The sequence below is a fragment of the Streptococcus thalassemiae genome (assembly GCF_903645285.1).
Lineage (GTDB): Bacteria > Bacillota > Bacilli > Lactobacillales > Streptococcaceae > Streptococcus > Streptococcus thalassemiae.
In genome coordinates, this window is sequence record NZ_CAHJXN010000002.1 from 26,666 (window position 1) to 51,873 (window position 25,208).

Annotated in this window: 24 protein-coding genes and 4 pseudogenes; 1 reads left to right on the forward strand and 27 read right to left on the reverse strand. The window is 41.3% G+C overall.

Features of this window, described 5'->3' with window-relative positions; translation table 11 throughout:
* Window positions 1–33: 33 nt before the first annotated feature.
* From HWX15_RS02715 to ccrZ, 27 genes and pseudogenes are all read right to left on the reverse strand, one after another.
* The gene (locus HWX15_RS02715) at window positions 34–543 is read right to left on the reverse strand and encodes a GNAT family N-acetyltransferase (protein WP_175880210.1); all 510 of its coding nucleotides are present in this window, start codon (window positions 541–543) and stop codon (window positions 34–36) included.
* Window positions 543–1,589 (reverse strand): phenylalanine--tRNA ligase subunit alpha, encoded by a 1,047-nt coding sequence (pheS, locus tag HWX15_RS02720; protein WP_175880211.1) that lies wholly within the window; start codon window positions 1,587–1,589, stop codon window positions 543–545. The genes HWX15_RS02715 and pheS overlap by 1 nt, the downstream gene beginning before the upstream one ends.
* 366 nt (window positions 1,590–1,955) lie before the next feature.
* Window positions 1,956–3,389 (reverse strand): annotated as a pseudogene (locus HWX15_RS02725) (DEAD/DEAH box helicase); the annotation flags it as partial.
* A 255-nt stretch (window positions 3,390–3,644) separates the two neighbouring features.
* Window positions 3,645–4,739 (reverse strand): annotated as a pseudogene (locus HWX15_RS02730) (TOTE conflict system archaeo-eukaryotic primase domain-containing protein); the annotation flags it as partial.
* A gap of 102 nt (window positions 4,740–4,841) precedes the next feature.
* A complete protein-coding gene (locus tag HWX15_RS02735) occupies window positions 4,842–4,985 on the reverse strand; it encodes a hypothetical protein (protein ID WP_001860191.1) in 144 nt (47 codons plus the stop codon).
* Window positions 4,986–5,023: 38 nt separating this feature from the next.
* Complete coding sequence (locus HWX15_RS02740) at window positions 5,024–5,779, reverse strand: protein NO VEIN domain-containing protein (RefSeq protein WP_175880212.1); 756 nt, start codon at window positions 5,777–5,779, stop codon at window positions 5,024–5,026.
* A 79-nt stretch (window positions 5,780–5,858) separates the two neighbouring features.
* Entirely contained in the window at window positions 5,859–8,510 is a 2,652-nt protein-coding gene (locus HWX15_RS02745) for a valine--tRNA ligase (RefSeq protein ID WP_175880213.1), read from the reverse strand.
* A gap of 125 nt (window positions 8,511–8,635) precedes the next feature.
* Window positions 8,636–9,637, reverse strand: a complete 1,002-nt coding sequence (locus tag HWX15_RS02750; RefSeq protein ID WP_175880214.1) for a virulence RhuM family protein — start codon at window positions 9,635–9,637, stop codon at window positions 8,636–8,638.
* Window positions 9,638–9,668: 31 nt separating this feature from the next.
* Window positions 9,669–10,910 carry a helix-hairpin-helix domain-containing protein gene (locus tag HWX15_RS02755; RefSeq protein WP_175880215.1) on the reverse strand — a complete coding sequence of 414 codons (1,242 nt, stop codon included), beginning with the start codon at window positions 10,908–10,910 and terminating at the stop codon, window positions 9,669–9,671.
* A 241-nt stretch (window positions 10,911–11,151) separates the two neighbouring features.
* Complete coding sequence (locus HWX15_RS02760) at window positions 11,152–11,730, reverse strand: AAA family ATPase (RefSeq protein WP_175880216.1); 579 nt, start codon at window positions 11,728–11,730, stop codon at window positions 11,152–11,154.
* Window positions 11,730–12,290, reverse strand: coding sequence for a GNAT family N-acetyltransferase (locus HWX15_RS02765; RefSeq protein ID WP_188110802.1), 561 nt, complete (start codon window positions 12,288–12,290; stop codon window positions 11,730–11,732). Before HWX15_RS02765 ends, HWX15_RS02760 begins: the two co-directional genes overlap by 1 nt.
* Window positions 12,291–12,568: 278 nt before the next feature.
* Window positions 12,569–12,964, reverse strand: coding sequence for a helix-hairpin-helix domain-containing protein (locus tag HWX15_RS02770; protein WP_000038635.1), 396 nt, complete (start codon window positions 12,962–12,964; stop codon window positions 12,569–12,571).
* A gap of 95 nt (window positions 12,965–13,059) precedes the next feature.
* Window positions 13,060–13,314: a DUF1912 family protein gene (locus HWX15_RS02775; protein WP_000119706.1), complete on the reverse strand. Its 255-nt coding sequence runs from the start codon at window positions 13,312–13,314 to the stop codon at window positions 13,060–13,062.
* Window positions 13,315–13,323: 9 nt separating this feature from the next.
* Entirely contained in the window at window positions 13,324–14,658 is a 1,335-nt protein-coding gene (locus tag HWX15_RS02780; protein WP_175880218.1) for a DUF438 domain-containing protein, read from the reverse strand.
* Window positions 14,658–14,891, reverse strand: coding sequence for a DUF1858 domain-containing protein (locus HWX15_RS02785; RefSeq protein WP_000368739.1), 234 nt, complete (start codon window positions 14,889–14,891; stop codon window positions 14,658–14,660). Before HWX15_RS02785 ends, HWX15_RS02780 begins: the two co-directional genes overlap by 1 nt.
* Before the next feature lie 115 nt (window positions 14,892–15,006).
* On the reverse strand, window positions 15,007–15,159 hold the full coding sequence (locus HWX15_RS02790) for a hypothetical protein (RefSeq protein WP_044791623.1): 153 nt from the start codon (window positions 15,157–15,159) through the stop codon (window positions 15,007–15,009).
* On the reverse strand, window positions 15,156–15,338 hold the full coding sequence (locus tag HWX15_RS02795; RefSeq protein ID WP_044791625.1) for a hypothetical protein: 183 nt from the start codon (window positions 15,336–15,338) through the stop codon (window positions 15,156–15,158). The genes HWX15_RS02790 and HWX15_RS02795 overlap by 4 nt, the downstream gene beginning before the upstream one ends.
* Window position 15,339: 1 nt before the next feature.
* On the reverse strand, window positions 15,340–16,119 hold the full coding sequence (locus HWX15_RS02800; RefSeq protein WP_044791627.1) for a hypothetical protein: 780 nt from the start codon (window positions 16,117–16,119) through the stop codon (window positions 15,340–15,342).
* 149 nt (window positions 16,120–16,268) lie between these two features.
* Window positions 16,269–16,619 (reverse strand): 30S ribosome-binding factor RbfA, encoded by a 351-nt coding sequence (gene rbfA / locus HWX15_RS02805; protein WP_001273601.1) that lies wholly within the window; start codon window positions 16,617–16,619, stop codon window positions 16,269–16,271.
* A 249-nt stretch (window positions 16,620–16,868) separates the two neighbouring features.
* A pseudogene (infB, locus tag HWX15_RS02810) lies at window positions 16,869–19,481 on the reverse strand (translation initiation factor IF-2); the annotation flags it as partial.
* A 168-nt stretch (window positions 19,482–19,649) separates the two neighbouring features.
* A pseudogene (locus HWX15_RS10225) lies at window positions 19,650–19,838 on the reverse strand (translation initiation factor IF-2 N-terminal domain-containing protein); the annotation flags it as partial.
* Window positions 19,839–19,854: 16 nt separating this feature from the next.
* Entirely contained in the window at window positions 19,855–20,154 is a 300-nt protein-coding gene (locus tag HWX15_RS02815) for a YlxQ-related RNA-binding protein (protein WP_001041390.1), read from the reverse strand.
* Window positions 20,147–20,440 (reverse strand): RNase P modulator RnpM, encoded by a 294-nt coding sequence (gene rnpM, locus HWX15_RS02820; protein ID WP_000857552.1) that lies wholly within the window; start codon window positions 20,438–20,440, stop codon window positions 20,147–20,149. The genes HWX15_RS02815 and rnpM overlap by 8 nt, the downstream gene beginning before the upstream one ends.
* 21 nt (window positions 20,441–20,461) lie before the next feature.
* A complete protein-coding gene (nusA, locus tag HWX15_RS02825) occupies window positions 20,462–21,598 on the reverse strand; it encodes a transcription termination factor NusA (protein ID WP_000032272.1) in 1,137 nt (378 codons plus the stop codon).
* Window positions 21,599–21,641: 43 nt separating this feature from the next.
* Window positions 21,642–22,121, reverse strand: a complete 480-nt coding sequence (rimP, locus tag HWX15_RS02830) for a ribosome maturation factor RimP (protein ID WP_050230440.1) — start codon at window positions 22,119–22,121, stop codon at window positions 21,642–21,644.
* 126 nt (window positions 22,122–22,247) lie between these two features.
* A complete protein-coding gene (gene trmB / locus HWX15_RS02835) occupies window positions 22,248–22,883 on the reverse strand; it encodes a tRNA (guanosine(46)-N7)-methyltransferase TrmB (RefSeq protein WP_001266103.1) in 636 nt (211 codons plus the stop codon).
* On the reverse strand, window positions 22,880–23,674 hold the full coding sequence (gene ccrZ, locus HWX15_RS02840; RefSeq protein WP_000363006.1) for a cell cycle regulator CcrZ: 795 nt from the start codon (window positions 23,672–23,674) through the stop codon (window positions 22,880–22,882). The genes trmB and ccrZ overlap by 4 nt, the downstream gene beginning before the upstream one ends.
* A gap of 206 nt (window positions 23,675–23,880) precedes the next feature.
* Here ccrZ and HWX15_RS02845 point away from each other — a divergent pair, with 206 nt between their 5' ends.
* Window positions 23,881–25,047 carry an IS30 family transposase gene (locus HWX15_RS02845; protein ID WP_175880220.1) on the forward strand — a complete coding sequence of 389 codons (1,167 nt, stop codon included), beginning with the start codon at window positions 23,881–23,883 and terminating at the stop codon, window positions 25,045–25,047.
* Window positions 25,048–25,208 lie beyond the last annotated feature (161 nt).

The window sequence follows — 25,208 nt, forward strand, 5'->3', positions numbered from 1 at the left end:
CTTTCCTATCATTTCAATAGAAGAATCCTCTTCTTACCTTAATTTCTTTCTCAGTAACCAATCCGTATCTACTTTTTGACCAACCATAAAATGATGTTGGCTAAATTTTTCAAAACCATATCGGTTATAAAACGCTTGAGCTTTTGTATTATGCTCCCAAACACCTAACCAAGCCCAGGAAAAACTATTTTTTGTAGCAAGTTCAAGAGCGAATTCAAATAGTTGCTTACCGAATCCAAATCCTTGGAATTTTTGTAGCACATAGAGACGTTGAATTTCAAAAGCATCCTCTAATTCTCTCTCAGTCTGAGCACTTCCCCAGTTGACTTTGAGAAAACCAACTATCTCCTCTTCATGCATAATGAAATAGGTTTCGGATTCTGGATTTTCCAACTCAGTTGACAAAACTCTCAGACTATAAGCCTCTTCAAAGTATTCCTGTAACTGCTCTTCCGTATTATCATAAGCAAATGTTTCACGAAAGGTTTGTTTGGCAATTTTAGCCAACACCTCAACATCTGCCATTTCTACTTTTCTAATCATTATTTAAACTGTTCTGAGAAACGGACATCTCCTTGGTAGAATCCACGGATATCGTTGATTCCGTAACGGAGCATAGCTACACGCTCTTGTCCAAGACCAAAGGCAAATCCAGAGTAAACAGTCGCATCGATTCCACTCATTTCAAGGACACGCGGGTGAACCATACCGGCCCCCATAATTTCGATCCAACCTGTTTTCTTACATACGTTACAGCCTTCTCCACCACACTTGAAGCAAGAAACATCCACCTCAACAGATGGCTCTGTGAATGGGAAGTAAGAGGGACGCAGACGGATCTGACGCTCTTCACCGAACATTTTTTGCACAATCAACTGAAGGGTTCCTTGAAGATCAGCCATTGAGATATTTTCCCCAACAACCAAGCCTTCAATTTGGTGGAACTGGTGACTGTGAGTCGCATCATCCGTATCACGACGGAACACACGCCCTGGTGAGATCATCTTCAAAGGACCTTTAGAAAAATCATGGGCATCCATAGCACGCGCCTGCACTGGAGACGTGTGGGTACGGAGCAAGATTTCTTCTGTGATATAGAAAGTGTCCTGCATATCACGGGCTGGGTGATCTTTGGGAAGGTTCATACGTTCAAAGTTATAGTAGTCTTGCTCTACTTCAAAACCATCCACGACTTGGTAACCCATACCGATAAAGATATCTTCGATTTCCTCACTCGTTTGTGTGAGGACATGACGGTGACCAGTCGCAACTGGACGACCTGGAAGGGTCACATCGATACTCTCACTTGCTAATTGAGCTACAACTTTCTTTTCTTCCAAGAGCTTAGCTGTTTCTTCAAAGGCTGCTGTCAAGACATCGCGAGCTTCATTGACGTGTTTCCCAATGATTGGACGCATCTCAGCAGAGACATCTTTCATCCCTTTGAGGATTTCAGTAAGTGAACCCTTTTTCCCAAGGACTGAGACACGCAAATCTTGCATCTCTTTTTCATTTTCAGCAGTAATCTGCTTCAAGCTAGCCAGCGTTTCTTCGCGAAGCGCTTTTAATTGTTCTTCAATAGTTGACATAATTCCTCCATCAGTCGCTCGTAGATAAAAAGAAAACCACATGCCAAAAACTCCACTCGGAGCGTTGACACGCGGTACCATCCGTTTTTATCTGACAAGTCAGACCTTCATTTCTAAATCCATGCGCAAGTGAATTCACCCAGCTTTCATATAGAGAGCTTGCAGTCACGGCTCTCCTCCCTGATATACTTCCCTTGAGTTACTAGTCTTGCGGATTCCTATTCAATTACTACATAGTTTATCAGATTTTTAGCATTCTTGCAAGACCTATCTCACTTCTGCTTGTTAGCTGTGCTTCGAATGTGAAAATGTCATCACTCTCACTAAAAAATGAAAATCATACATAGAAATTTTTAAAAGTTTTCTCTATCGTAAACCTTCCACTAGTTCAGAAGCTATACTAGCTGATTCCAAACGTAGTATGGTCATTTCATCTACCTTCCCTAATAATGGCATTGCACCATACCAAACAATGGTCTTGTTTACCAAAAGAATAGGCGTGACTATTTTTGATTGAGTGAAAGACACTTTAATTTTCTTGCTCTTCATCTGGTCTATCCATGTTTTATTTGCAACCGTCTCTGGTACACATATCTCAATTTGACTAATCCTAAATTCTTTTAGAAATTTCATCAGTTTTGTCTGGTGCACATAAGGTAAAATAAGCATACACTCCTGTCTTTCCCCTGCCAAGTCCTCTCTCAGCACATTCTCATATCTACTATCAACATAAACGAATTGTTTCTCCTCACCCTCAATGACACAATAATCCATCTTTCGATAAGCTACTTGTCGTTTCTGAAACATCTTTTCTAAATAAGGAACATGAATATCCACATAATCGAAAATCCGCACCAAAGACTTATCCTTGTAGTTTCTATGAATCCGACCGGTGTACTGAATCAAATTATTTTTCCAAGAAAAGGGCGCTGCCAAGATAAGCGTGTCTAGCTGAGGCAAGTCAAAACCTTCGCCAATGTATTTTCCAGTTGACAACAATACAAACCCTTTATCTAGCTGTTCTAATATCTCCAGTAAACTTGTTCTCTCTCGGACTTTGGTTTTGCCACTAATAATATAAAAATCATCAACCTCTTTCTCTTTCAATAATTTTTCAAAGAAATCTATCTGTTGAATTCGATTGACTAAAACCAAGATATTTCGTCCTTCTGCCACTTGGTCTAGAATATCCTTGAGAATCATCTGATTCCTCACTGAGTCAGTAGCAATCCAATCACCAAGCTGTATAAAATTACTTGCTTTGGTCTTTTCAATCTCCAAATGACCAAAAGAAGTGAATCTTAATTGCAATTGCCGTTTAAAATCCGTTTCCCTCTTATCAGCAGTATGAAGTATCTCACCAATTCTCTGAAAAACGATAGGATCATGATCATTCTTACGCTCAGGCGTAGCCGTTAAACCGTAAAGATACTTCCCTCTAAACTGAGCAACAACTTTTTCAAACATCAAGGCAGAGACATGATGACACTCATCCACAATCATCATCTCATACTTATCCAAAAGACTTTGACTATTTTCCAACTTAAATAGAGATTGAATCATAACAACATCAACCAGTTTACTCAGCCATTTCTTAGTCCCAGCGTACTGCCAGACATAGCCTATTACCCTTTCACGACCTGATGGCGTATAACGGGTAACTTCTTCCTCTTCGAAAGTCAAAAAACACTTTAGGCGGTCCAGCCACTGGTCTAAGAGTTGCCTATTATGAACTAGGATAATTGTTTTGGCCTTCCTTTTAGAGATGAGAGCAGCACCTAAAACGGTCTTCCCAAAACCAGTCTCCGCATGAAGTAAACCATTTTCTTTGGAAATCATATCTGACAGGGCTAACTCTTGCTCAAAAGTGAGTTCTCCCTTAAATTCCACTCTAATAGACCTTTGTACCTTTCTCCTATCTTCCACAGATCCCTGCTCATACTCAATGAAAATCAAAGAGCAAACTAGGAAGCTAGCCGTAGGCAGTACTTGAGTACGGCAAGGCGAAGCTGACGTGGTTTGAAGAGATTTTCGAAGAGTATTAAATTTATCTTACAATGGATATAGTAAACCTCTTGGCAGCCATAAATAATGATCGGATTCTCCAAATAAATACATTCGCTCAGGAATTTGATAGGTTAGCTGTCGCATAGCCTGCTTTAAATAAAATTCGGGATTAGAAAATGAAGCCATATTTTTCAAGAAAAACAGTGTCTTGGGTGTCACAGACGATTTTTCAAGTTGGATCATATTGGATAAGACGACCTTCAACTCCTTATCCAATTCTTGCTTGCCTACCTCCTCTTGGATTAACAGTGCCACTTTAGCAGTTGAAACCCTCTGAATTTCTTGTAGATACCTCCATTGGTCTTCATAAGGCTGAAACTGTTCATCCACAAAGACAGTTCGCCCTTGATGATAAGCTTCTCCTTGAAAAGGCAAGGCAATCAAATTACCAAATCCACCTTTAGGAAGAACATCCTGATTCGGAAACATGCGATCAAAAGAATCAAAGGACAGTTGCATACTTTCCTGCATAGCCAGTTCTAACAGTTTCTTTCCAAACAAGCGAGCATCTCAACTCGGAATCGCTTCCTCAAAGAAGAACCAAATATGGAGTCCGTGACCCGAACGAGAAATCTCTAAATGGGCTTCCATCTGGCGTTCCCTGGCTATTCTTCGAATGGCTAAACCAGCTTCTTTCCAATCCCCTTCATCCAAATCCAGTACCAAAAAATAACAGCTATCATCTAAGTGCATAGGAAAGATACCGATAGCTATCTCCCCACGAAAATGAGATTTCAAACCGGAGTCCGTCAATGTCTGGAAACTCCGTTTTTCAGGTGGCAACTGCTTCTAACCATAATCATAGGATGGAAAATACTGAATTTTCCCTTGATCATTGATAAAACTCTTAGCATAAACATCATAACGGCCAGCAAACACGGAGGTAAACAATTGTAATTTTTCTTGCGTCGTCAAGTGACTACTTTGAAGTTGGAACATCTCCTCGAACCGAGAGCGTTCCATCACAAACTGACTCTTGTCTTTAAGACGTTTACACAAGAAAAACTCACTATCCCCATTAAAAGAAGAAAAGACATCAAGGACTTCTACCACAATTCCATCCAAAGACACAAAAACAGCCATAAGAGTCACCTCCTTGATTCCTATAGGCTGATTATAACAAGAATAGCTGAAATTGTACACGAAAATAAAATCCCTTACTTATTACAATAGCTTTGAAAACTTTTATTTCTTTGCTACCCATCCGATGGCATCACTTGGGGGATTTTCGGTATCAATCCAGATAAATTCAATACCGATTTCCCCATTTTTAAACTTGGTTAAACGAATACCGTTGATTTCCAGTTCATTGAGTCGTTGACCTGTCAAGGTTTCTATCTTATTCAACTAGTAAAATTAAGGGGGAACTAATACAATTCTTCTAAGCTTCTATATTCAATGATTTCATTTTTGATAATATTCTTTTTAAACTCAAAATGTTTTAAAGGATTATCGATTAACACTAACTTTGGAATATCATCTAGGTTGGTGACTAGAGATAAAATAAAATCTGATTGAAACTCTTTAGCTTTCCCAAATTCGTTGGCAGTCATACGAATGCGACCCTTAGGTTTTCGAATCCCTTTAACTTCGGCAAGATAAGAATGTTCTTGAACATCTACTTGGAAATCATATCCATCACCATAAAGACGGGCATCGGTCAATAGCCCACCTTGAAATTTTTCTTCTTTATCAAAGTTGAGTATAAAATAATTTTCTGCTTCCATTCCAGTTTCTTGTAGACGTTTGAATTTAGTTCGAATAATTGGTTTTTCAAGGGTAGTAATGCCTGTTCGCTTTCCTTCACTAGCAAGTAACATTTTAACGATTTCAGCATAACTATGAACATCTTCATTCCCAAACATCATATCAATTAAATCTTTACGAAAACGGTAAACTTCAGCTTTCTGCCACCAACCTTTTCGATTATTGTCAAAATAAGGATCAAATAAATCCATTCTATTCTTTACAACTCCAGTTGTTTCAGCAATTCCCAAAGAAACCACGTAGCGATAAAACTCCGACTTGCTAGAACATTGAAATTCTTTTATAAAAAGCTTATCAAACTTGGCAAGACCATAGCCAATTAAATTTAACAATTCATAATGAGGGTGTTTAGACATCACTTTCTCCATCAATGGATATTGATTTCATTATACCAAAAAACACGGCTCATCACCGTGTTTCTGTGTTTATTTAGCTTTATTTCACCAACTTCTTCATCTCATCAATACGTGCGACGGTCGCATCGTATTTAGCTTGATAGTCGGCTTGTTTGTCGCGTTCTTTTTGGACGACTTCTGGTTTGGCGTTGGCTACGAAGCGTTCGTTAGAGAGTTTCTTACCAACCATGTCCAGTTCTTTTTGCCATTTAGCCAGTTCTTTATCGAGACGAGCCAGTTCTTCTTCGACATTGAGGAGGTCAGCGAGTGGCAAGTAGATTTCTGCTCCTGTGATGACACTTGACATAGCGAGTTCAGGTGCAGGAATAGTTGATGCGATTTCCAAGTGTTCTGGATTTGTGAAGCGTTTGATGTAGTTGACATTGCTGTTAAAGAAGGCTTCCAAGTCGCTATCGCTTGTCTTAACAAGGATGGTGATAGGCTTGCTTGGTGCTACGTTTACTTCCGCACGCGCATTACGAACGGCACGAATCAAGTCTTTGAGGCTTTCCACACCAGTGTGGGCTACAAGGTCTTCAAAGGCTGGATTGACAGTTGGGTATTCTGCTGTCACGATAGAACCTTCTGAGATTTGCCCAAAGATTTCCTCTGTCACGAATGGCATGATTGGGTGAAGGAGACGAAGGATCTTGTCCAAAGTATAAAGGAGAACAGAACGTGTGATGACTTTCTCTTCTTCGTTATCGCTATAAAGGACTTCCTTGGTCAACTCAACGTACCAGTCCGCAAATTCATCCCAGATGAAGTTGTAGAGGATGTGTCCAGCGACACCAAATTCAAACTTGTCAAAATTGGCAGTAGCTTTGCCGATGGTTTCATTGAGGTTGTGGAGAATCCAACGGTCTGTGACATTTCCAGCTTCCTTGTTGACAACTTTTTCCACATTAGCAGTTGCTTGCTCAAGAGTCAAGCCTTCATTGTTCATGAGGATGTAACGTGAGATGTTCCAGATTTTGTTAATAAAGTTCCATGAAGCATCCATTTTCTCATAAGAGAAACGCACGTCTTGCCCTGGTGCAGAACCGTTTGAAAGGAACCAACGAAGGCTATCTGTTCCGTACTTATCAATAACATCCATTGGATCAATCCCGTTACCGAGAGATTTGGACATCTTGCGTCCTTGCTCATCACGAATGAGACCATGAATCAAGGCATTTTTAAATGGCGACTTGCCAGTAAATTCCAAACCTTGGAAAATCATTCGAGATACCCAGAACGGGATAATATCATAACCAGTCACCAAAGTTGATGTTGGATAATAACGTTTGAAGTCTTCTGAGTCGACATCCGGCCAGCCCATGGTAGAGAATGGCCAAAGAGCCGAACTGAACCACGTATCCAAGACATCTTCGTCCTGAGTCCAACCGTCACCTTCTGGAGCTTCTTCGCCGACATATATTTCACCCTCAGCATTGTACCAAGCAGGGATTTGGTGACCCCACCAGAGCTGACGAGAGATTACCCAGTCGTGAACATTTTCCATCCATTGAAGGAAGGTATCGTTGAAACGAGGTGGGTAGAATTCTACCTTGTCATCTGTGTCTTGGTTGGCAATAGCATTTTTGGCCAATTGGTCCATCTTGACGAACCACTGAGTAGACAAGCGTGGCTCAACCACGACACCTGTACGTTCTGAGTGGCCAACACTGTGAACAAGTTTTTCGATTTTGACAAGAGCACCGATTTCTTCCAGCTTAGCAACGACTGCCTTACGAGCTTCAAAACGGTCCATGCCTGCAAATTCAAAGGCAAGCTCATTCATAGTTCCGTCGTCGTTCATGACGTTGACTTGTGGCAAGTTGTGACGTTGACCAACCAAGAAGTCATTTGGATCATGGGCAGGTGTGATTTTCACGACACCTGTACCAAACTCAGGATCAGCATGCTCATCTCCAACGATTGGGATGAGTTTATTAGCGATTGGAAGGATGACGTTTTTACCAATCAAGTCCTTGTAGCGTGGGTCTTCTGGATTGACCGCAACGGCAACGTCCCCAAACATGGTCTCAGGACGAGTTGTGGCAACTTCAAGGGCGCGTGAACCGTCTTCCAGCATGTAGTTCATGTGGTAGAAGGCACCTTCGACGTCCTTGTGGATCACCTCAATATCAGAAAGGGCTGTGCGAGCTGCTGGGTCCCAGTTGATGATGAATTCACCACGGTAGATCCAGCCTTTCTTGTAAAGGTCCACAAAGACCTTACGAACAGCTTTTGACAAACCTTCATCAAGAGTGAAACGCTCGCGAGAGTAGTCGACAGAGAGCCCCATCTTGCCCCATTGTTCCTTGATAGTAGTGGCATATTCGTCTTTCCATTCCCAGACCTTGTCGAGGAATTTTTCACGACCTAGGTCATAACGTGTAATTCCCTCTCCACGCAAGCGCTCCTCAACCTTAGCCTGAGTGGCAATCCCTGCGTGGTCCATTCCCGGAAGCCAAAGGGTATCAAAACCTTGCATGCGTTTTTGACGGATGATAATATCCTGCAAAGTCGTATCCCAAGCGTGACCAAGGTGAAGTTTACCAGTTACGTTTGGTGGTGGAATCACGATTGAATAAGGCTTAGCCTTTTGATCTCCTGAAGGCTTGAAAACATCAGCATCAAGCCATTTTTGGTAACGACCAGCCTCAACCTCGGCTGGATTGTATTTAGGTGAAAGTTCTTTAGACATATGTGTGTCCTTTCTAGTTAATATCTTTAATTAAATTTGTATGTAGAAGATAGGCCTTGATTCAGCACATCTGATTTTTTCAGTATCTTCTATTAGCAAAAAAGAAACTGTATAAAAATTTTACATTAACTTTCTCTCATTATCTTCAGAATATGTTTATCAAAGTCCGATAGAATTTTTTGAGTTCGGTTAAATTTTTCATACTCCTGGATGGCTTTTGAGTCTGCTTGTTTCTTGGAAATACTTCCTTTTCCTTCTAAAATTTCGTACTCATTAAAAGATAGAAAACGATCAATACTATCTGCCAATCCTCGCATTGTAAAAGTATTACGGCGCTCAACCAAACCCTCAATATAATCAAAATAGGCTGTAACAGTTCGCTCTAGTTGTCGAATTTCTTTTTCTTGCAAATAATTTTTGGCTACCGTTACATCTGATTTGAGCACTCGTCCATCAGGTGCATTCTTCCAAGAAGTTAATCCCATTTTTTCTTTACTAGCATCGGCTTGTTGATAGATAATTTCTGCAGCCGTACTTCCAGTAATTGCATAATGAAATTTATTTTGCACCATAGCATAGAAATTTTTAGTAATATCTGAGTTTCGATCATAATCTATGGCACATTCAGCAAAGATATCCGTGATTTGTTGATAGATTCGGCGCTCGCTAGAACGAATAGAGCGAATTCGTTCTAAAAGTTCACGAAAATAATCTTGTCCGAAAACTGTCTGTCCTTGTTTCAAGCGTTCATCATCTAAAACAAAACCTTTGATGATAAATTCTTTCAAGGTCTTGGTTGCCCATATTCTAAATTGAGTAGCCTTACTGGAATTTACGCGATAGCCAACTGAAATGATAGCATCCAGATTGTAATATTCAAGTTCACGCCGAACAGTTCTATTTCCCTCTTGTTGAACCTGTGCAAATTTTGCACAAGTTGATACCTTATCCAACTCGTCACTATCATAAATGTTTTTTAAGTGCTTTGTAATGACACTTCGTTCAACTCCAAAGAGCTCTGCAAGACCTTTTTGAGTCAACCAAAGATTTTCATCTTGTAAAAGGATATCTAGCTGAACGTCGCCATTTGGTGTAGTATACAGGATGAAATTAGAAATTTCATTCAAGACAATTTCACCTCCTCCCTTCCATAAACAATTACTTCTCTTTCTTAAACTTTATGCCGTTTTCCTTCAGCTTTTTAACGGTTACGGGACCAATTCCCTTCAAAGCGAGAACTTCTTTTTCGGTCCATTTTTTGAAATCTGAAGATGTACGGATCCTGTTTTCTACAAAGATACGAACAAGATCCATCCGGATTCCCTTCATTTTTTCCTCATTCATAAAGGAATACCAATCGGATACCTCGGATAAATTTCTTATCATACTAGAATGATTCGAAAATACTGGTTTACGGCGGAACTTTTTGGCTTCGTTTGTTAAAAATTTCGTTAAAATAATATTTTCTAGTAAATAATCAAACAGAGGATACAAACTAGCTTGTAGCGATTCAACTGAATTTGGACAATAACATTCTTGGTCTTCGATATCTATAACTTTGAATTGCCAATCTTCCTCTATAAAGAATTCAACAGCTTCATCATTGATTTCCACTAATTTTGCAAATAACTGACTGGCTTCCTCAATTTTTCCTTGAGAAAAAGCAGAGATGATGGCATGAATAAGAATGGTATCGTCCCGTTTCCCTTTATTCAATTCTTCACGGTAGAAGCGCTCAACCTTTAGTTCCTGACCGGTAATATGATACAAGGAAAGCATACAGAAGACAAAATTAGGAGGAAAACGTTCTGGTCGCTTACTTAAGTATAAGTTAACCAATTCCAAAGCCTTAAAATAAATTTTTTCTGTCATATAATATTCAATCAGAAACATCAGAGCAGACAGGATAGGGCGTGCTTCAAAATAATTCCAACTTTTGTAGCCATTCATTTTCCATTTTTCTAAAACTAGAATTTCAAAATCCAATACTTTTTTAAAGGTTGACAAATCAAAACTTTCAACCTCGGATAAGAACAAGTGAAAATCAGCCGCAAAATAATCTGGATTGATTTTTAAAACTTGTTTTAACAGTTTATTTCGCTTCTGTGTATTTGGAGTATGCATCGCTTCTCTAAATAAAGCGTGATCCTGATTCCAATCAAAAGTCCTATTTTTCAGTTGGTAATTGATTAGCTGAAGATCTGGATACTCTCCGTGTTCATCAGCATATTGCATCACTGCTGTATGCAGTTCATCGAAATTTTGAATAGTCCGACGTTCTACAAAAGTTGGATTTTTAGCCATAATTTCTGTCCAAGCAGCCTCTTCTTCAGAAATAACTTTGATATCCAACTTTTGCTGGCGTTTTAATTCTTTTTTTCTATTTTTCTTTTTAGCCATCTATTTTCTCCTCTAATTCATCCTTCAATAGATTCGACTCAACTGACTTAGATATCCTTCGGGACTCAGCTACAGGCTTGAACGGGAATCTAAGCTTCTTTGTGATTCGTTTACTTTGAAGGTTGTACCCCAGGTGTGATTAAGGTAGAGTTTTCTAGTTACGTTTGGTGGTGGAATCACGAATGAAAAAGGTTGAGACTTTTGAACTTCTTGAGTCTTGAGAACGTCTTCATGAAGTTGTTTAGATATGTGTTTGTCCTTTCTCTATTTTGTTCATTTTATTTTGAACTTGCTTAGCAACTTCTTCTGCAGACAGATTCGTATTATTTATTTTAAGGTAGTAGTACAACTCATTAGGTTGACATCGGGAATTTAATTGAAGTGTTTCAGTGGTCTCCAAAATTTCTCTTTCAGATATCTCAATATGCCGTTTCAAGGGCTTGTGCTTCAACCGGTTCTCCGTTCGATTTCGACGTAAACACTCTTCAAGACTTGTTTCCAACTCAACAAACAGAATCTCTTGATGAAACTTATCCAATAAATCCTGAATTTGCTTTAAATACATCAGCTGGTACTGATTTGAAAAATCAATTACGTCAGTTAAAATTACTGATCGCTGATTTCTTGCACTTGCTCCAAGGAAAGAAAAGGTGATTCCACGAACAAATTCCCACATTTCCTCTGTAAAATCCTGATAGATTTCTAATGCAAAATCGATGGCTTGATGGTTATAAAAGAGGGTAGCATCTGTCAGTCGAGATAACTCTTGACCAATCGTCATTTTCCCAGAAGCCGGAGCCCCAATGATGAAAAGATGCATCAAATCACCTCCCACTCACTCCTCAGCAAGCCATATCTCAAATCATCACAGCGGTTGCCTTGAGCATCTTTGCGGTCTCTTATGCGAGCTTCGAGGGTAAAGCCAAGCTTTTCCGCGACTCGTTGACTTTGAAGATTGTAACCAAAGCAAGTCAGCTCAATCTTATGAAGCCCCAGTTCTTTAAAAGCTAGATCAATCAAGGCACGCGCAGCTTCTGGCACATAACCTCGCCCCCAATAGTCTGGGTGTAAGGTATAGCCGATTTCCAGCACATCATCTTCATGGCGATGGTTGAAATCGACAGAGCCAACGATCTTATCCGTTCCTTTGACGACAATCCCGTAGCCTGCTGGGAGATTTTCCTTTTGATTACGCTCCGGAAGAATGTGCTCCAGATAATAAATCTCATCTTCCAAGGTCTTGACTGGAGGAAAACCTGCTGGATAGGCGACCTCTGGCAAACTAGCATAGTCAAAGATATCCTCAGCATCCGCCACAGTACGGACTCGTAAAACGAGATGTTCTGTTTCTAATCGTTCTGGCAGTTCAGTTCTTGTCATCCTTATACCTCGCTTTCTACAAAAAATCGCCCCTGCCATCTACATGACAGGGACGAATGTGTTTATCCGCGGTACCACCCAATTTCGGGCAGAGCCCGCAACTCTCGTCTTTAAAACAAAAAGACACTTTTATTTCAATTTTTCATCCATTAGCAACCAGTTTTGACACATTTATGGACTTCTCAGCACCGCCACTTTCTGTAAAATGTGGGATTCAAAACACCTCTAATGGCTCTATTGTAGCAAGATTTTGATGGAAATGCAAGGCACAAGAAAGATTACTTGAACTTGATGCCATTTTCCTTCAATTTCTTGATGGTAGCTGGGCCGATTCCTTTCAAGGCAAGGAGTTCTTTTTCAGTCCAGTTTTTAAAATCTGACGCAGACTTGATGCCTTCATCATAGAAAGTTTTGGCACGGTCAAGTGGGAGTCCACCCAAGTTTGCTGCAAAATCTTCTACAGAATTGGCTACCTTTTGTGCTTGCTCTTTAGTAGCTTCTACTGCTTGTTCAACTTTTTTAGAAACAGCCTTACCAGCTTGGCTTGCTGACTGTTCTGCACGTTTTACAACTTTCTTTGTCTCTTCTACAACCTTAGTCACAGTACTTGAAAAAGCACCTGCACGACGGAGGCTATTTCGTAATTGTTTTTTACGATTGAGTTTCTTTGACATGATAAAATCCTTTCAATAAAAAATCCCTGTTCTGACAAGGATTTAATATAAATATTCTATCAAGATTTTAGTAAAAAATCAAGAATCTATCTCGTTTAATAATTTCGCTCACCAAACAATCCATCTGGCAAATCATGGAATCCCTTGCCTGCTTTGAAGTTTTCAAATTTGCCAAGCAAGAACTGATAAGCATCCAAGCGGCTTTCGTAGCGAATCATGGCATCTTTGGCACGCTCGTCTTGGTCTTCTTCGTAGACTTTTTGGCTTTCCTTGTGCGCCATGTCGTTAATCATAATCTGGGTATTAACCCAAGCTTCAAATTCCTTCATAAATTCTTGTTCGTAACTCATTGATTCTCCTTATTCTAATCCACGGAAATAGTCCGTGTCAATCTCACGGTAGGGCTGGATATCCTGAACGTATTCCAGTACACCTTGGAATTCTCCGTTTTCATCGTGCACTGCGGCGTAAGTGATGTGGACAAACTTACCTCGCGACTCAGACTTGAACCACATCTCATACTTGTCCTTGACTCCCTCACGAAGTCCCTTCATGATAGCCTTGACCTTGTCCAAATACTTAGGCGGATGACAGAGTTCGACATTGCGCCCGACTTGGGACGGCGTTCGTTTGAAAATCATCTCGTCAGCCGGCGTATTGTCATTGTAATACTGGAAAATATCGTCTTTATTGACAAAGGTAATCTCCATAGGGAGGTGATTGAGGATGAGGTTGGCCTGCTCGACAGAGAGATAGCCATTCCCAAAAGCCTGTTGACTATGGCGGTCCAGCACTGCTTCCTTTTCCTTAGGGGTAAAGGTAATGGTGAACTGTCCTTCAGGCGTATCGATAACTTGCTGAACTTGACCCTCTGCCGTATCTAGCTGTACAGGCTCCCCTGCACTCTTTTCTTCAACAAAACTCTGTCTTTCTGGCACCCATTTCTCAGACGGACGGATGATGGCATAACCATAGGCATCGCTCTCCTCCGCAATCTGAAGCCAGTCATCCTGAGTAAAGGACTCGAGGAGAATCATGAGAAGGATGGACTCTTCCTTGAAAATCATACTTTCAAACTCTGTCGCAAAAGCTTCAAAAGCTTCTTTTACACTGCTAATCGACACTTCTGGCAATGACTTGGCTGTCGCTAAAGCTGTTTGAAAGAGTTCCCTAATCTGGTCATCCACTCCCCACATAACTTTAGGAGGTGAATCGTGTCCATAGCGCTCCATGATAGGGAAAAAGAGCTCTTCCTTACGCTGGTAGTGGATGTCAAATTGCCCCAAAAGTCCCATCTGACGGATCAAACCCTTGCGCATCTCTGCCAACATTTCCTCGTCTTCCATGGTCTCATAGGTATCTAACAATCTCCGAATACGAATCAAGGCAGCACGGAGGGCCAGATTTTCATCCTTGAAGACACGAACTGGGTGACCTGGGTGCTCGGTATCTGAAACTTCGACATCCTTAACAGCATTTTTAAAAAGATTAGCATGGACATCACAGAGTTCCATGACATCTTCAAAGGTGACACCTGAGTCTGAGTTCATCAGCTCGTGCTCCATGAGGGAAATCTCTATGGCTGAGACACCCGCAAAGGTCGCATCAAAACGCTCCTGAACCGACTCAGGAGAGGCGCCATTGTGCAATTCTAACAAAATATCCCGTAGGACATGAATCCGTTCATCTGCCATTAGTCTAATCCGATCACTTCGTAGCCATTAGCTTCCAGTGTGCGGACAATCTTGTCCATAGGGGTTCCTTCAAGCTTAGAACCCTGTTTAAGTGATACTTTACGACCAACGGTGTTACGCATCAAAGGATTGGCAAGTGGTTTAAAACCCAGCTCCACTAGGATTTCCAAGACTTCTGGATGCTTGTCCACCACTTCTGCAACAGGAATTGACACATCGATGATATTGTCCATGACGACCTCCATGTATGTTCTAAAATGATTTTACTGCTTATATTATACCATATGGAAAGAGATTAAAAAACTAGCAGAAGAGTTCCTGCTAGTTCACTGCGACTTGGATAACCACCTAGATAAGTTTAAAGAGCCAATCCAATATTTTAAATAATAGCTTGTAAAACAGCAATTGGACCGCAAAAGAGATGATCATCCAAAAGAATTTCACAATTCCAATAATCGGTTTGATAAAAATAATGGCAAGAAGTCCCCAGAAAAATTTCATTCTCTCTCCTCTGGCTTGATGAGCCACCGAGCCGTATCCATTAGCTTGTCTGCAATAAAAAGTTTTCCCAGACCGACAACGGCGTGGTCATCTTTCTTTATCGTTTTCATTACTTTTACACCTTGCACGGTCAAAAAGTAATTAACATAAGTTTTAGCTAGAGTTTTTATGAGTCCCATATTACTCTCCTTCGATGATTTCAGCCTCTTTTCGGATTGTTTCAACATCTTCTTGATATTGAACTTCACTATAGTTGACTAGCTTGGATAATTCTTTCTGCAAGCTTTCCCCCATTGGTTTCATAGTTGCAAAGGTTAAACCACCTGAAATGATACCACCCAAGATAGGAATAAATTTCCCCATTCCTTTGGCCAGCCCTCCCTTGGTCAGATTCACACCAAATATTTTTAAGACTTTTTTCAAAATAGGGTACCAAAGCGTCTTTGTTACAGCTTTATTAGGTACTGTTTTCATTACCTGTTTGGCAATTGTTATACCACCAGCACGTAGCAAAGCAGCAGTTCCATTCACCCCCAACATGACACCTAGATAAAGCAAGAGGGTATTTTGAGCATCTTCACTCAACTCATCGCGTGAAGCCCAAAGATCCTCATATCCATAAATATAACCTAGTTCTTGAGCTAATTTTAAAGAAAAAGCATAAAATTGAGCTACATCCGCTGGTATGGTAATTGCCATGGCAAGTCCACCTGGTAATCCAGCAACAACAGACGTTCCACTCGCTAATAAAACATTATCCCTAATGCAGGCATTAGCCGCTCTATCTAAGGTTTCTTGAGATAAGAGAGACGTTGGGCCTTGTTCTAATAAGGTAGGAATGTCCTGTGGATCCAACTCTTTGGAAAACTTATCCACTAAAAATTTCGAACGATCAACCTTAACAACAGGTAGTTTCACCACTTGTTGCAATACTTGCATAGCTAACTCTTGTTCAGCCATATAAATACCTCTTTTTCTTGTATCTTTCTTTCATAATATCACACTATCTGAATTTTATAAAGCTTTTTAATAATTTTTAAGTCTGGAAAGGTTCCGCCAATATATTTTATAGCCATTTCTCCACCAAAAAAGAGGGTTGCCCCTCTTCTTTAGTTCTTATCCAGATTGCGTAGCATTTCGTCAATCTTGTTTCCATACTCGATGGACTCGTCTTTGACGAAAGTCAAATCTGGGATTTTGTACAATTTTAAATTGCGACCAAGTTCACGTTTGATGGTACCAGTTGCTTTTTCAAGCCCGATTTGAGCTTTTTGATTATCTGAAGCAAGGTTACTCAAAATGGTGTAGTAAACCTTGGCTACAGACAAGTCACCCAGCATCTGAACATCTGTGATGGTCACGCCTTGGACACGCGGATCACGGACTTTCTTTTGCAAAATCTCATTGACTTCACGCTTGATTTCCATGCCCACACGATCCGTACGGAAATGATTTGCCATGATATTCCTTTCTCTACTTTGAATCAAAAGCTAGGCCAGCAGACCTAGCTATTTTAAACTTCTTGATTTTCATTTCAAATTGAAACGAAGTTCAATTTGAAGTCATCTGCTTCTTTCGCCGTGGTGAAAGTGATGGAACTGATTTATCAGTCCCATCACAGGGGATTTTTGAGACCCTAGGCTCAAAAATAAGCAATGAAACCATCGGTTTGCTTGCGTCCCTCACCACCTAAGAAAGGAGCAAAAATCTTATCTCTTGATTTCTTCCATGACATAAGCCTCAATCACATCATCAGTCTTGATATCATTGTAGCCGTCGATCATCAATCCACCTTCACGACCGTTTGTAACTTCTTTGACGTCGTCTTTGTAGTGTTTCAAGCTTGCAAGTTCACCATCATAGATAACGACACCGTCACGAATAACACGGACTTTTGAGTCACGGGTAACCTTACCGTTGATAACCATAAATCCACCGATAGTTCCGACTTTAGACACCTTGAAGGTTTCACGGATAACCGCTTCACCAATAACTTTTTCTTCAAATTCTGGATCAAGCATCCCTTTCATGGCTTCTTCCATCTCTTCGATAACCTTGTAGATAATGCTGTGGAGACGGATTTCAACATCGTCAGCTTCAGCTTGTTGACGCGCTTGTGGTGTAGGGCGTACGTTGAAACCAACGATAAAGGCATTTGAAGCTTCGGCAAGGGTCACGTCTGATTCGTTGATCGCACCGACCGCTGAGTGAACGATGGTCACTTTGACACCTTCCACATCGATCTTTTGAAGTGAAGCAGAAAGGGCTTCAACTGAACCTTGTACGTCGGCCTTGATGATTACGTTAACTGACTTGAGTTCACCAGCTTTAAGGGTATCAAAGAGGTTTTCAAGGCTGACACGTTGGGTAGCTTGACGTTGTTTCATAAGGGCACGTTTGGCACGCTCTTCACCTGCTGCACGCGCAGATTTTTCATCTTCGTAAACAGCAAAGTGGTCACCAGCCATTGGCGCTTCGTTCAAACCTGTGATAGAAACTGGTGTTGATGGTCCAGCAACTTTAACACGACGACCAAGGTCGTTGGTCATAGCACGGACACGACCGAAGGTATTTCCGACAACGATTGGGTCTTGGACATTCAAGGTACCTTGTTGAACAAGAAGGGTTGCGACTGCACCTTTTCCTTTATCCAAGCGTGCTTCGATAACTGTACCGATCGCACGAACTGTTGGGTCTGCTTTAAGTTCTTGGATTTCAGCCACAAGAAGGACTGTTTCCAACAATTCTTCGATGTTTTGGTTGAATTTAGCTGAGATTTCAACAAATTCAGAATCTCCACCCCAAGCTGTTGACATAACTCCATGCTCTGCCAATTCACCGATAACGCGTTCTGGGTTGGCACCTGGTTTATCAATCTTGTTAATGGCTACGATGATTGGAACGTTGGCCGCTTTTGAGTGGTTAATGGCTTCGATAGTCTGAGGCATAACCCCGTCATCTGCCGCTACAACCAAGATAGTAATATCGGTAACAGAAGCACCACGCGCACGCATAGATGTAAAGGCCGCGTGTCCTGGTGTATCAAGGAAGGTAATCTTCTTGCCATTTTCCACAATTTGGTAGGCACCGATATGCTGAGTGATACCACCCGCTTCACCTGTCGCAACACGAGAATTACGAAGGGTATCCAATAGGGTTGTTTTACCGTGGTCAACGTGTCCCATGATAGTTACAACTGGTGGACGCTCAACCAATTCATCTTCATTGAGATAACCATCTTCGACAAAGAAACGTTCGATATCGGCATTATCCACTTCAACCTTTTGTTTGGCTTCGATACCGTAATCCACCATGAGGAGTTCAATTGTTTCTCCATCCAAGGATTGGTTTTGTGTGGCCATGACACCCATCATAAAGAGTTTCTTAACGATTTCAGCTGGTTCACGTTTGATACGTTTTGCGATTTCCGCAACGGTCATACCATCTGTATATTCAAATTCTGTTGGCAATTCATGGAATTTACGCTCCGTAACAGGTTTTGGAGTCTGATTACGGTTGTTCTTGTTATTGCCTTTTTTGTTCTTTTTGTTATTATTCCAGTTACTATTCTTTTGATTTCTCACTTGATTTTGACTACTTCGATTCTTTTGTTGTTTTCTAGGACCATCTTCTTCGTGATCATAATCGTCACGATTTTTGTCTGGTCGAGCTTGTTTTTTACGACGTGTATCCACTGCAGGTTCTGTTTTCTCAGGAACGACTTCAACCACTGCTTGAACTTGCTGTGCTTGTTGCGCTTGTTCAGCTAACTTAGCCGCTTCTTCAAAGATTTCCTCTGGTTCCTTACGTTTGTTAGCTTGGGCCAAGGCTTCTTTGGCAGCCTGATACTGCTTGAAGCGTTCCTCGCTTGAACGTGCGTACTCTGCATTTTGCTCTGCTTTTAGAGCTGCCGCACGGGCTTTAAAGTCAATGCGTGGAGCCGCTTGATTTGGACGTTTGTCCTCTTGTTGACGGCGATTATTTCCACGATTTTGCTGACCTTGCTGTTTCTTAGCTTGGTCATTAAAGCGACGATTGTCGCGGTTGCCTTGAGCTTGTTTTCCACCATTACGACCGTCGTTTTTCTGACGGTTTCCGTTTTGTTGTTGGTCACGGTTATTGCCCTTATTTTGCTTGCGTCGTTCTGCCTGCTCTTTAGCACGTGCTTCACGCTCAGCCTTGAAATTACGGCTTTGTGGTTTAGCTGCTACTTTTTCTGCCTTCGGAGCGACTGCCTCAGCTGGTTTTGCCTCTTCCTTGGCTACAGCTGGTTTTACTGGTTCAGACTTTTCGGCTTTCTTTTCTGCACTTGCTTTTGGTGCTACAGGTTTTACCTCTTCCTTGACTACAGCTGGTTTAGCTGGCTCAGATTTATCGGCTTTCTTTTCTGCACTTGCTTTTGGGGCTGCAGATTTTACCTCTTCCTTAGCTGCAGCTGGTTTAGCTGGCTCAGCTTTTTCGGCTTTCTTTTCTGCACTTGCTTTTGGTGCTGCAGGTTTTGCTTCTACTTTCGGAGCAGCTGCAAGCTTAAAGCTGGCAGCGATTTTTGCAGCGACAGCTTCTTCCACACTTGATGAGTGGCTTTTCACATCCAAGCCCAACTCTTTTGCACGCGCTACAACTTCTTTGCTTTCTTTTCCAAGTTCTTTTGCGATTTCGTACAATCTTTTCTTAGACAAATCATGTCCTCCTCTTCTATTCCATAAGAGACCTCATTTTCTTTGTAAATCCAGCATCTGTCACAGCCAAAACCTTTCTCGATTTTCCGACTGCTATGCTTAATTCCAGTGTTGAAAACACGGTTACAATTTCTACTTGATAATAATGACTTTTATCTTGAATCTTCTTGGTCAGATTGGGTCCAGCATCATGGGCTAGAAAAACCAACTTAGCCTTGCCATCTTGAATGGCCTTGACCACCAATTCTTCACCCGATATGATACGGCCTGCTCGCTGAGCGAGTCCCAAGAGATTGCTTATCTTTTGCTTATTCAAGTCCTAACTCTCTTCTTTTCACTTTGTGATCCACATAAGCGATCAACTCGTCATAAAAGCTTTCATCCACTTCCATGCTAAAGCTACGGTTAAAGACCTTCTTCTTTTTCGCCTCTAGGGCTTCTGCATTGTCTAGTTTGATATAAGCGCCGCGGCCATTGGCCTTGCCTGTCGGATCGATAAAGACTTGTCCTTCCTTGTTCTTGACAATGCGGAGTAAATCCCGCTTATCAATCACTTCATCGGACACAACAGACTTGCGCAAAGGGATTTTTCTTGTTTTCATCTTTCCCTCCTCTAGCAGCTTTTATTCTTCTACAGTATCGTTTTCTGCTTCCAACTCTACTGAAGCAGCGTCTTCCATGGCTTCAAATTCGCTAGCAGACTTGATATCGATACGGTAACCAGTCAAGTGAGCTGCCAAGCGAACGTTTTGCCCACGACGACCGATAGCAAGAGAAAGCTTGTTATCAGGAACAACCACCAAAGCACGTTTGCTGTCATTTTCGTCAAAGATAACTTGGTCAACCTCAGCAGGAGCAATGGCATTGTAGATAAATTCAGCTGGATCTGCTACCCACTCGATAACGTCGATATTTTCTTCGATTGGTACCATGCGGTCATTTTTAGCATCGTAGCGAGCTGGGTGGAATTTGCTAGTAATCTTCTTGATATTAGCACCACCACGTCCAACGATTGTACCGATAGCGTCCACGTTTGGATTGTGGCTGCGAACGGCAACCTTGGTACGGTCACCAGCTTCACGAGCCACGCTCATGATTTCAACAGTTCCATCATAAACTTCTGGAATTTCTTGCTCCATCAAGCGTTTGATCATTTCTGGATGGCTACGGCTAACAAAGACGTTGACACCACGAGGGTTGTCTTCAACCTTGTAGACATAAACTTCAATACGATCATGAGAAGCAAAAACTTCCCCAGGAATTTGGTCTTGTTTTGACAATTGGGCTTCGATGCTACCAAGGTTGACATAGATAAAGCGGTTGTCAAAGCGTTCTACTGTACCAGACATGATTTCTTGCTCATGCTCTTTGTAAGTATTGTAAGTAATGGCACGTGTTTGCTTGCGCATTTTTTCCATGATGGTTTGTTTGGCAGATTGGGCTGCTACACGACCAAACTCAGCAGGCGCTTCTTCAAACTTGATTTTGTCACCAAGTTCATAGGCTGAATTGATGGCAAGAGCATCTTTCAAGCTGATTTCCAAACGGCTATCAAATACTTCATCAACCACTTCACGGACAGTATAAACTGTAAAGTCACCTGTTTTTTCGTTGAAGTCAATAGCTACGCTGTCTGATTGACCATAGCGTCTGCGATAAGCGGAACGAAGCGACTCTACTACTGCGTCGATGATATCTTCTTTTTTGATTCCCTTGTCTTCTTCCAAAATGCGGAAGGCCTCTAGCATTTCTTTACTCATGTTTTCTTCACTTTTGAATCCTCAAAAGCTATCCTTTCTTTTTCTATAATTTAACTGCTAAACGTGCTTTTGATACTAAACTGTATGGAATTTGGACAGTTTTCTTGCGCGTCTTGTCCATATATTCCATGGTCAACTCGTCCTCTTCAAAGGCCAACAAGGTTCCTTCAAAGACCTTTTGCTTATCGATGGCTTGGTAGAGCCCGACATGGATGTATTTCCCAACCGCTCCAGCGACAGCATCCTTGGTTTTCAAAGGACGTTCCAAGCCTGGACTGGTGATTTCTAGGAAATATTGTTCTGGGAAGGGATCTGGCTTGATGGTGTCTAGGACAGGACTGATCATTTCTGTCAAGTCTGCCGTGTCGTTCAAGGTAATTCCTTCAGGTTTATCTACAAAAATACTGAGAATCATGTCACTGCCAATCTTTCCATACTCGATATCCACGAGTTCGAAAGGTGCTTGGATGACAGGTTCTACAACTTCTCTGACTAATTCTACGATTGTTGCGATTGCGTCCACCTCCTCATAAGTAAGAGGCGAAGATATTTCCCCGCCTCTCTTTCTCATATTCTTACCCTTAGTATATCACATTTGCTAACTTATGTAAAGCAAAAGCACTTATACAGCCTGATTTCAGGCTATTTCTTAAAATTCTGCCTCAACACGGTAGATAACTTGCCCCTTGTTGGAGAATTTTTGCTCGTATTCTGTCATGACATTGCCTTCAAAATCACTAGCATGTAAGTCTAGCCAGACGCCGTTGAGCTTCATGCCATACTGAGAAAAGCTCACTAGGCTGTACTCAAACAAGCCACGGTTATCCGTCTTGAAATGAATTTCTCCATTTTCAGGCAAGATACGTTTGAAGGTATCCAAGAAGGTCTTGTAGGTCAAACGGCGCTTTTCATGGCGTTTTTTCGGCCATGGATCTGAAAAATTCAGATACAAGCGATCAATCTCACCGTCTTCAAAGTAGTCAGTCAAGTCAGAACCATCTACCCACAAGAGCTTAATGTTAGGCACTCCAACTTCAAGCACCTTGTCCAAAGCGTAGCTCAAAACAGACTTTTGAATATCAATCCCGATATAGTTGATGTCAGGGTTTTGCTTGGCCATACCTGAAACAAAGGCACCCTTTCCACTTCCAACTTCCACATGAATGGGATTGTCGTTTCCGAACAAGTTCCGCCATTTCCCCTTGGCTTCCAAGGGATTGAGGACCACATACTGGGGATTTGCCTCTAGTAATTCTGTCGCCCCTTTACGATTTCTAACTCTCATCTTCTCTTTCCATACTTGTCTCGGAAGTGACGCAAGCCATGAATCTCCCGATTGACATTTTCTAAATCTTGGTTCATATAATACTTGGAAATCTGGCTCAAATAAGACAATTGACCGTACCAATACAATTTACTTAATACCGTTTGATTGTACTTGTAACCGTAGTAGGTCAACCATTCCTTCCACTGATGTTCTGGAATATAATGGCAGAGCATATGGGCCACATCAAACATGCGATCGGTCAAGCGAACCGAATCCCAATCTACCAAATAAATCAAGCCACTATCTGTCTCAATCCAATTACTATGTCGTACATCTCCATGGACAATGGTCGCATAGTCCTCTCTAAATCCTGGTATAGTCTGACGTAAATCAGCCATCACTTCACTGATAAAATGATTTTTACGCAAAGCATCTGGAGCCGTTTCTTGCCAAGACTGTAGTAAATCTACAGGTGTTTCCATGGCATATCCCAAACGACTCAACTGTGTCATCAACGGACGTGAGCGATGAAGACGGGTTAAGATATTGACGATTTGTTTACGATTCATATCATAGGGGGTCAATATCTTGCCTGTCAACCATTCTTGAGCACACATATCACGCCCATCTGCCAAACGGCGACTCCATAATAATTGTGGAGCAATTTGTTCTCTAGCTAGACCAGGTAGGATTGGAGAGGTGTTCATTTTTACAAAGATACGCTTCCCATCAGGATAGCTACCCATATAAGCCTTGCCACTTTTCCCAGGTATGGGAGTCAGTGTTAGCTCATTATCACCCAAATCCATTTCTTTCCTCCGTATAAAGTTTCCTTACTATTCTACTAGTTTTTGACCTATTCGTCAACCGCTCCACACCCGATTCTCAAAGAAAAGCCTCTAGGGTAACTTCTCAAAGTAACTTCCACTTGCCTGACCAAAGTGGAAATTAGTCTAAAACGGATTTTTATGGTGGAATTAAGTATGAGACGTTTGAATTAGAAATGAGGCTCACTATGACAAAACATAAACACCTTACCCTTTCAGACCGTAACGATATCCAACTAGGCTTAGAGCGCGGTGAAACCTTCAAAGCTATTGGACAATCCATTCTAAAAGACCCAACCACTGTTTCTAAAGAAGTCAAACGAAACAGACAAGTCCGAGAGTCTACATGCAATAATCTTCCTTGCCCTCTACTCGACAAAGCTCCCTTTGTCTGTAATGGATGTCCTAAAAGAAGACAAAACTGTGGCTATCAGAAAATCTTCTACCTCGCTAAACAAGCTCAAAAACAGTACGAACAAACTCTTGTTGAAGCTCGTGAAGGAACTCCCCTCAATTCCAAGACCTTCTGGGAAATGGACAAAGTCATTTCTGATGGGGTTAAAAAGGGACAACACATCTATCATATCCTCAAAACTCATAACCTTGATGTCAGCTCCTCAACCGTCTATCGACACATCCGAAAAGGATACCTATCTATCGCTCCTATTGACCTAGCCAGAGCCGTTAAATTCAAAGAAAGACGGAAAACTAAGCTACCTTCCATCCCTAAAGAAGCTAAAAAAGGCCGTTCCTATGAGGATTTCCAAAACTATTTAGCACTGCATCAACTAGACTCTTGGCTGGAAATGGATACGGTTATGGGCAGAATGGGAGGTAAAGTCCTACTCACCTTCAATCTCTCTTTCTGTAACTTTATCTTCGCTAGACTTCTGGATAATAAAACTGCCCTTGAGGTTACCAAACACCTCTATGACATCAAGAACACTCTTCACCAAGCTGATAAAGATTTCTGTCAACTCTTTCCTGTCATCCTGACAGATAATGGTGGAGAGTTTGCCAGGGTTGATGATATCGAAATGGATGTGCGAGGAGAGAGTAAACTCTTCTTTTGTGACCCTAATCGCTCTGACCAGAAAGGGAGAATTGAGAAAAATCACACGCTGATTCGCGACATTCTGCCTAAAGGAACTTCTTTTGACAATTTAACTCAAGAGGAAATCAATCTCGTCTGTTCGCATGTCAACAGTGTCAAACGCGCTGCTTTGAATGGAAAGTCAGCCTATGAACTCTTTGCCTTTACTTACGGAGAAGAAATTCCTAAACTTCTAGGTATTTCTAAAATACCTGCAGAAGACGTCTGTCAGTCGTCTAAATTACTCCAACATAAGTTCTAAAAACTAACCTTTAACCACATTCAAACGTCTCACACTAACTTCCACCATAGCGGAACTTAATCTGAAACGCTTTCAGATGAGGGGATTTTGTGCGCTCTTTTTTTCTATTCATTTTGGCTACAAAAGCAATAAAATCAAGCATTAGTAAAACCAGTGGAACT

Bases quoted from the DNA above. Each gene is read 5' to 3' on its own strand.
- HWX15_RS02715 (WP_175880210.1), bottom strand. From the start codon at position 543: ATGATTAGAAAAGTAGAAATGGCAGATGTTGAGGTGTTGGCTAAAATT.
- pheS (WP_175880211.1), bottom strand. From the start codon at position 1,589: ATGTCAACTATTGAAGAACAATTAAAAGCGCTTCGCGAAGAAACGCTG.
- HWX15_RS02740 (WP_175880212.1), bottom strand. From the start codon at position 5,779: ATGTCTAAACACCCTCATTATGAATTGTTAAATTTAATTGGCTATGGT.
- HWX15_RS02745 (WP_175880213.1), bottom strand. From the start codon at position 8,510: ATGTCTAAAGAACTTTCACCTAAATACAATCCAGCCGAGGTTGAGGCT.
- HWX15_RS02755 (WP_175880215.1), bottom strand. From the start codon at position 10,910: ATGGCTAAAAAGAAAAATAGAAAAAAAGAATTAAAACGCCAGCAAAAG.
- HWX15_RS02760 (WP_175880216.1), bottom strand. From the start codon at position 11,730: ATGCATCTTTTCATCATTGGGGCTCCGGCTTCTGGGAAAATGACGATT.
- HWX15_RS02765 (WP_188110802.1), bottom strand. From the start codon at position 12,290: ATGACAAGAACTGAACTGCCAGAACGATTAGAAACAGAACATCTCGTT.
- HWX15_RS02770 (WP_000038635.1), bottom strand. From the start codon at position 12,964: ATGTCAAAGAAACTCAATCGTAAAAAACAATTACGAAATAGCCTCCGT.
- HWX15_RS02775 (WP_000119706.1), bottom strand. From the start codon at position 13,314: ATGAGTTACGAACAAGAATTTATGAAGGAATTTGAAGCTTGGGTTAAT.
- HWX15_RS02780 (WP_175880218.1), bottom strand. From the start codon at position 14,658: ATGGCAGATGAACGGATTCATGTCCTACGGGATATTTTGTTAGAATTG.
- HWX15_RS02785 (WP_000368739.1), bottom strand. From the start codon at position 14,891: ATGGACAATATCATCGATGTGTCAATTCCTGTTGCAGAAGTGGTGGAC.
- HWX15_RS02790 (WP_044791623.1), bottom strand. From the start codon at position 15,159: ATGAAATTTTTCTGGGGACTTCTTGCCATTATTTTTATCAAACCGATT.
- HWX15_RS02795 (WP_044791625.1), bottom strand. From the start codon at position 15,338: ATGGGACTCATAAAAACTCTAGCTAAAACTTATGTTAATTACTTTTTG.
- HWX15_RS02800 (WP_044791627.1), bottom strand. From the start codon at position 16,119: ATGGCTGAACAAGAGTTAGCTATGCAAGTATTGCAACAAGTGGTGAAA.
- rbfA (WP_001273601.1), bottom strand. From the start codon at position 16,619: ATGGCAAATCATTTCCGTACGGATCGTGTGGGCATGGAAATCAAGCGT.
- rnpM (WP_000857552.1), bottom strand. From the start codon at position 20,440: ATGAAAACAAGAAAAATCCCTTTGCGCAAGTCTGTTGTGTCCGATGAA.
- nusA (WP_000032272.1), bottom strand. From the start codon at position 21,598: ATGAGTAAAGAAATGCTAGAGGCCTTCCGCATTTTGGAAGAAGACAAG.
- trmB (WP_001266103.1), bottom strand. From the start codon at position 22,883: ATGAGAGTTAGAAATCGTAAAGGGGCGACAGAATTACTAGAGGCAAAT.
- ccrZ (WP_000363006.1), bottom strand. From the start codon at position 23,674: ATGGATTTGGGTGATAATGAGCTAACACTGACTCCCATACCTGGGAAA.
- HWX15_RS02845 (WP_175880220.1), top strand. From the start codon at position 23,881: ATGACAAAACATAAACACCTTACCCTTTCAGACCGTAACGATATCCAA.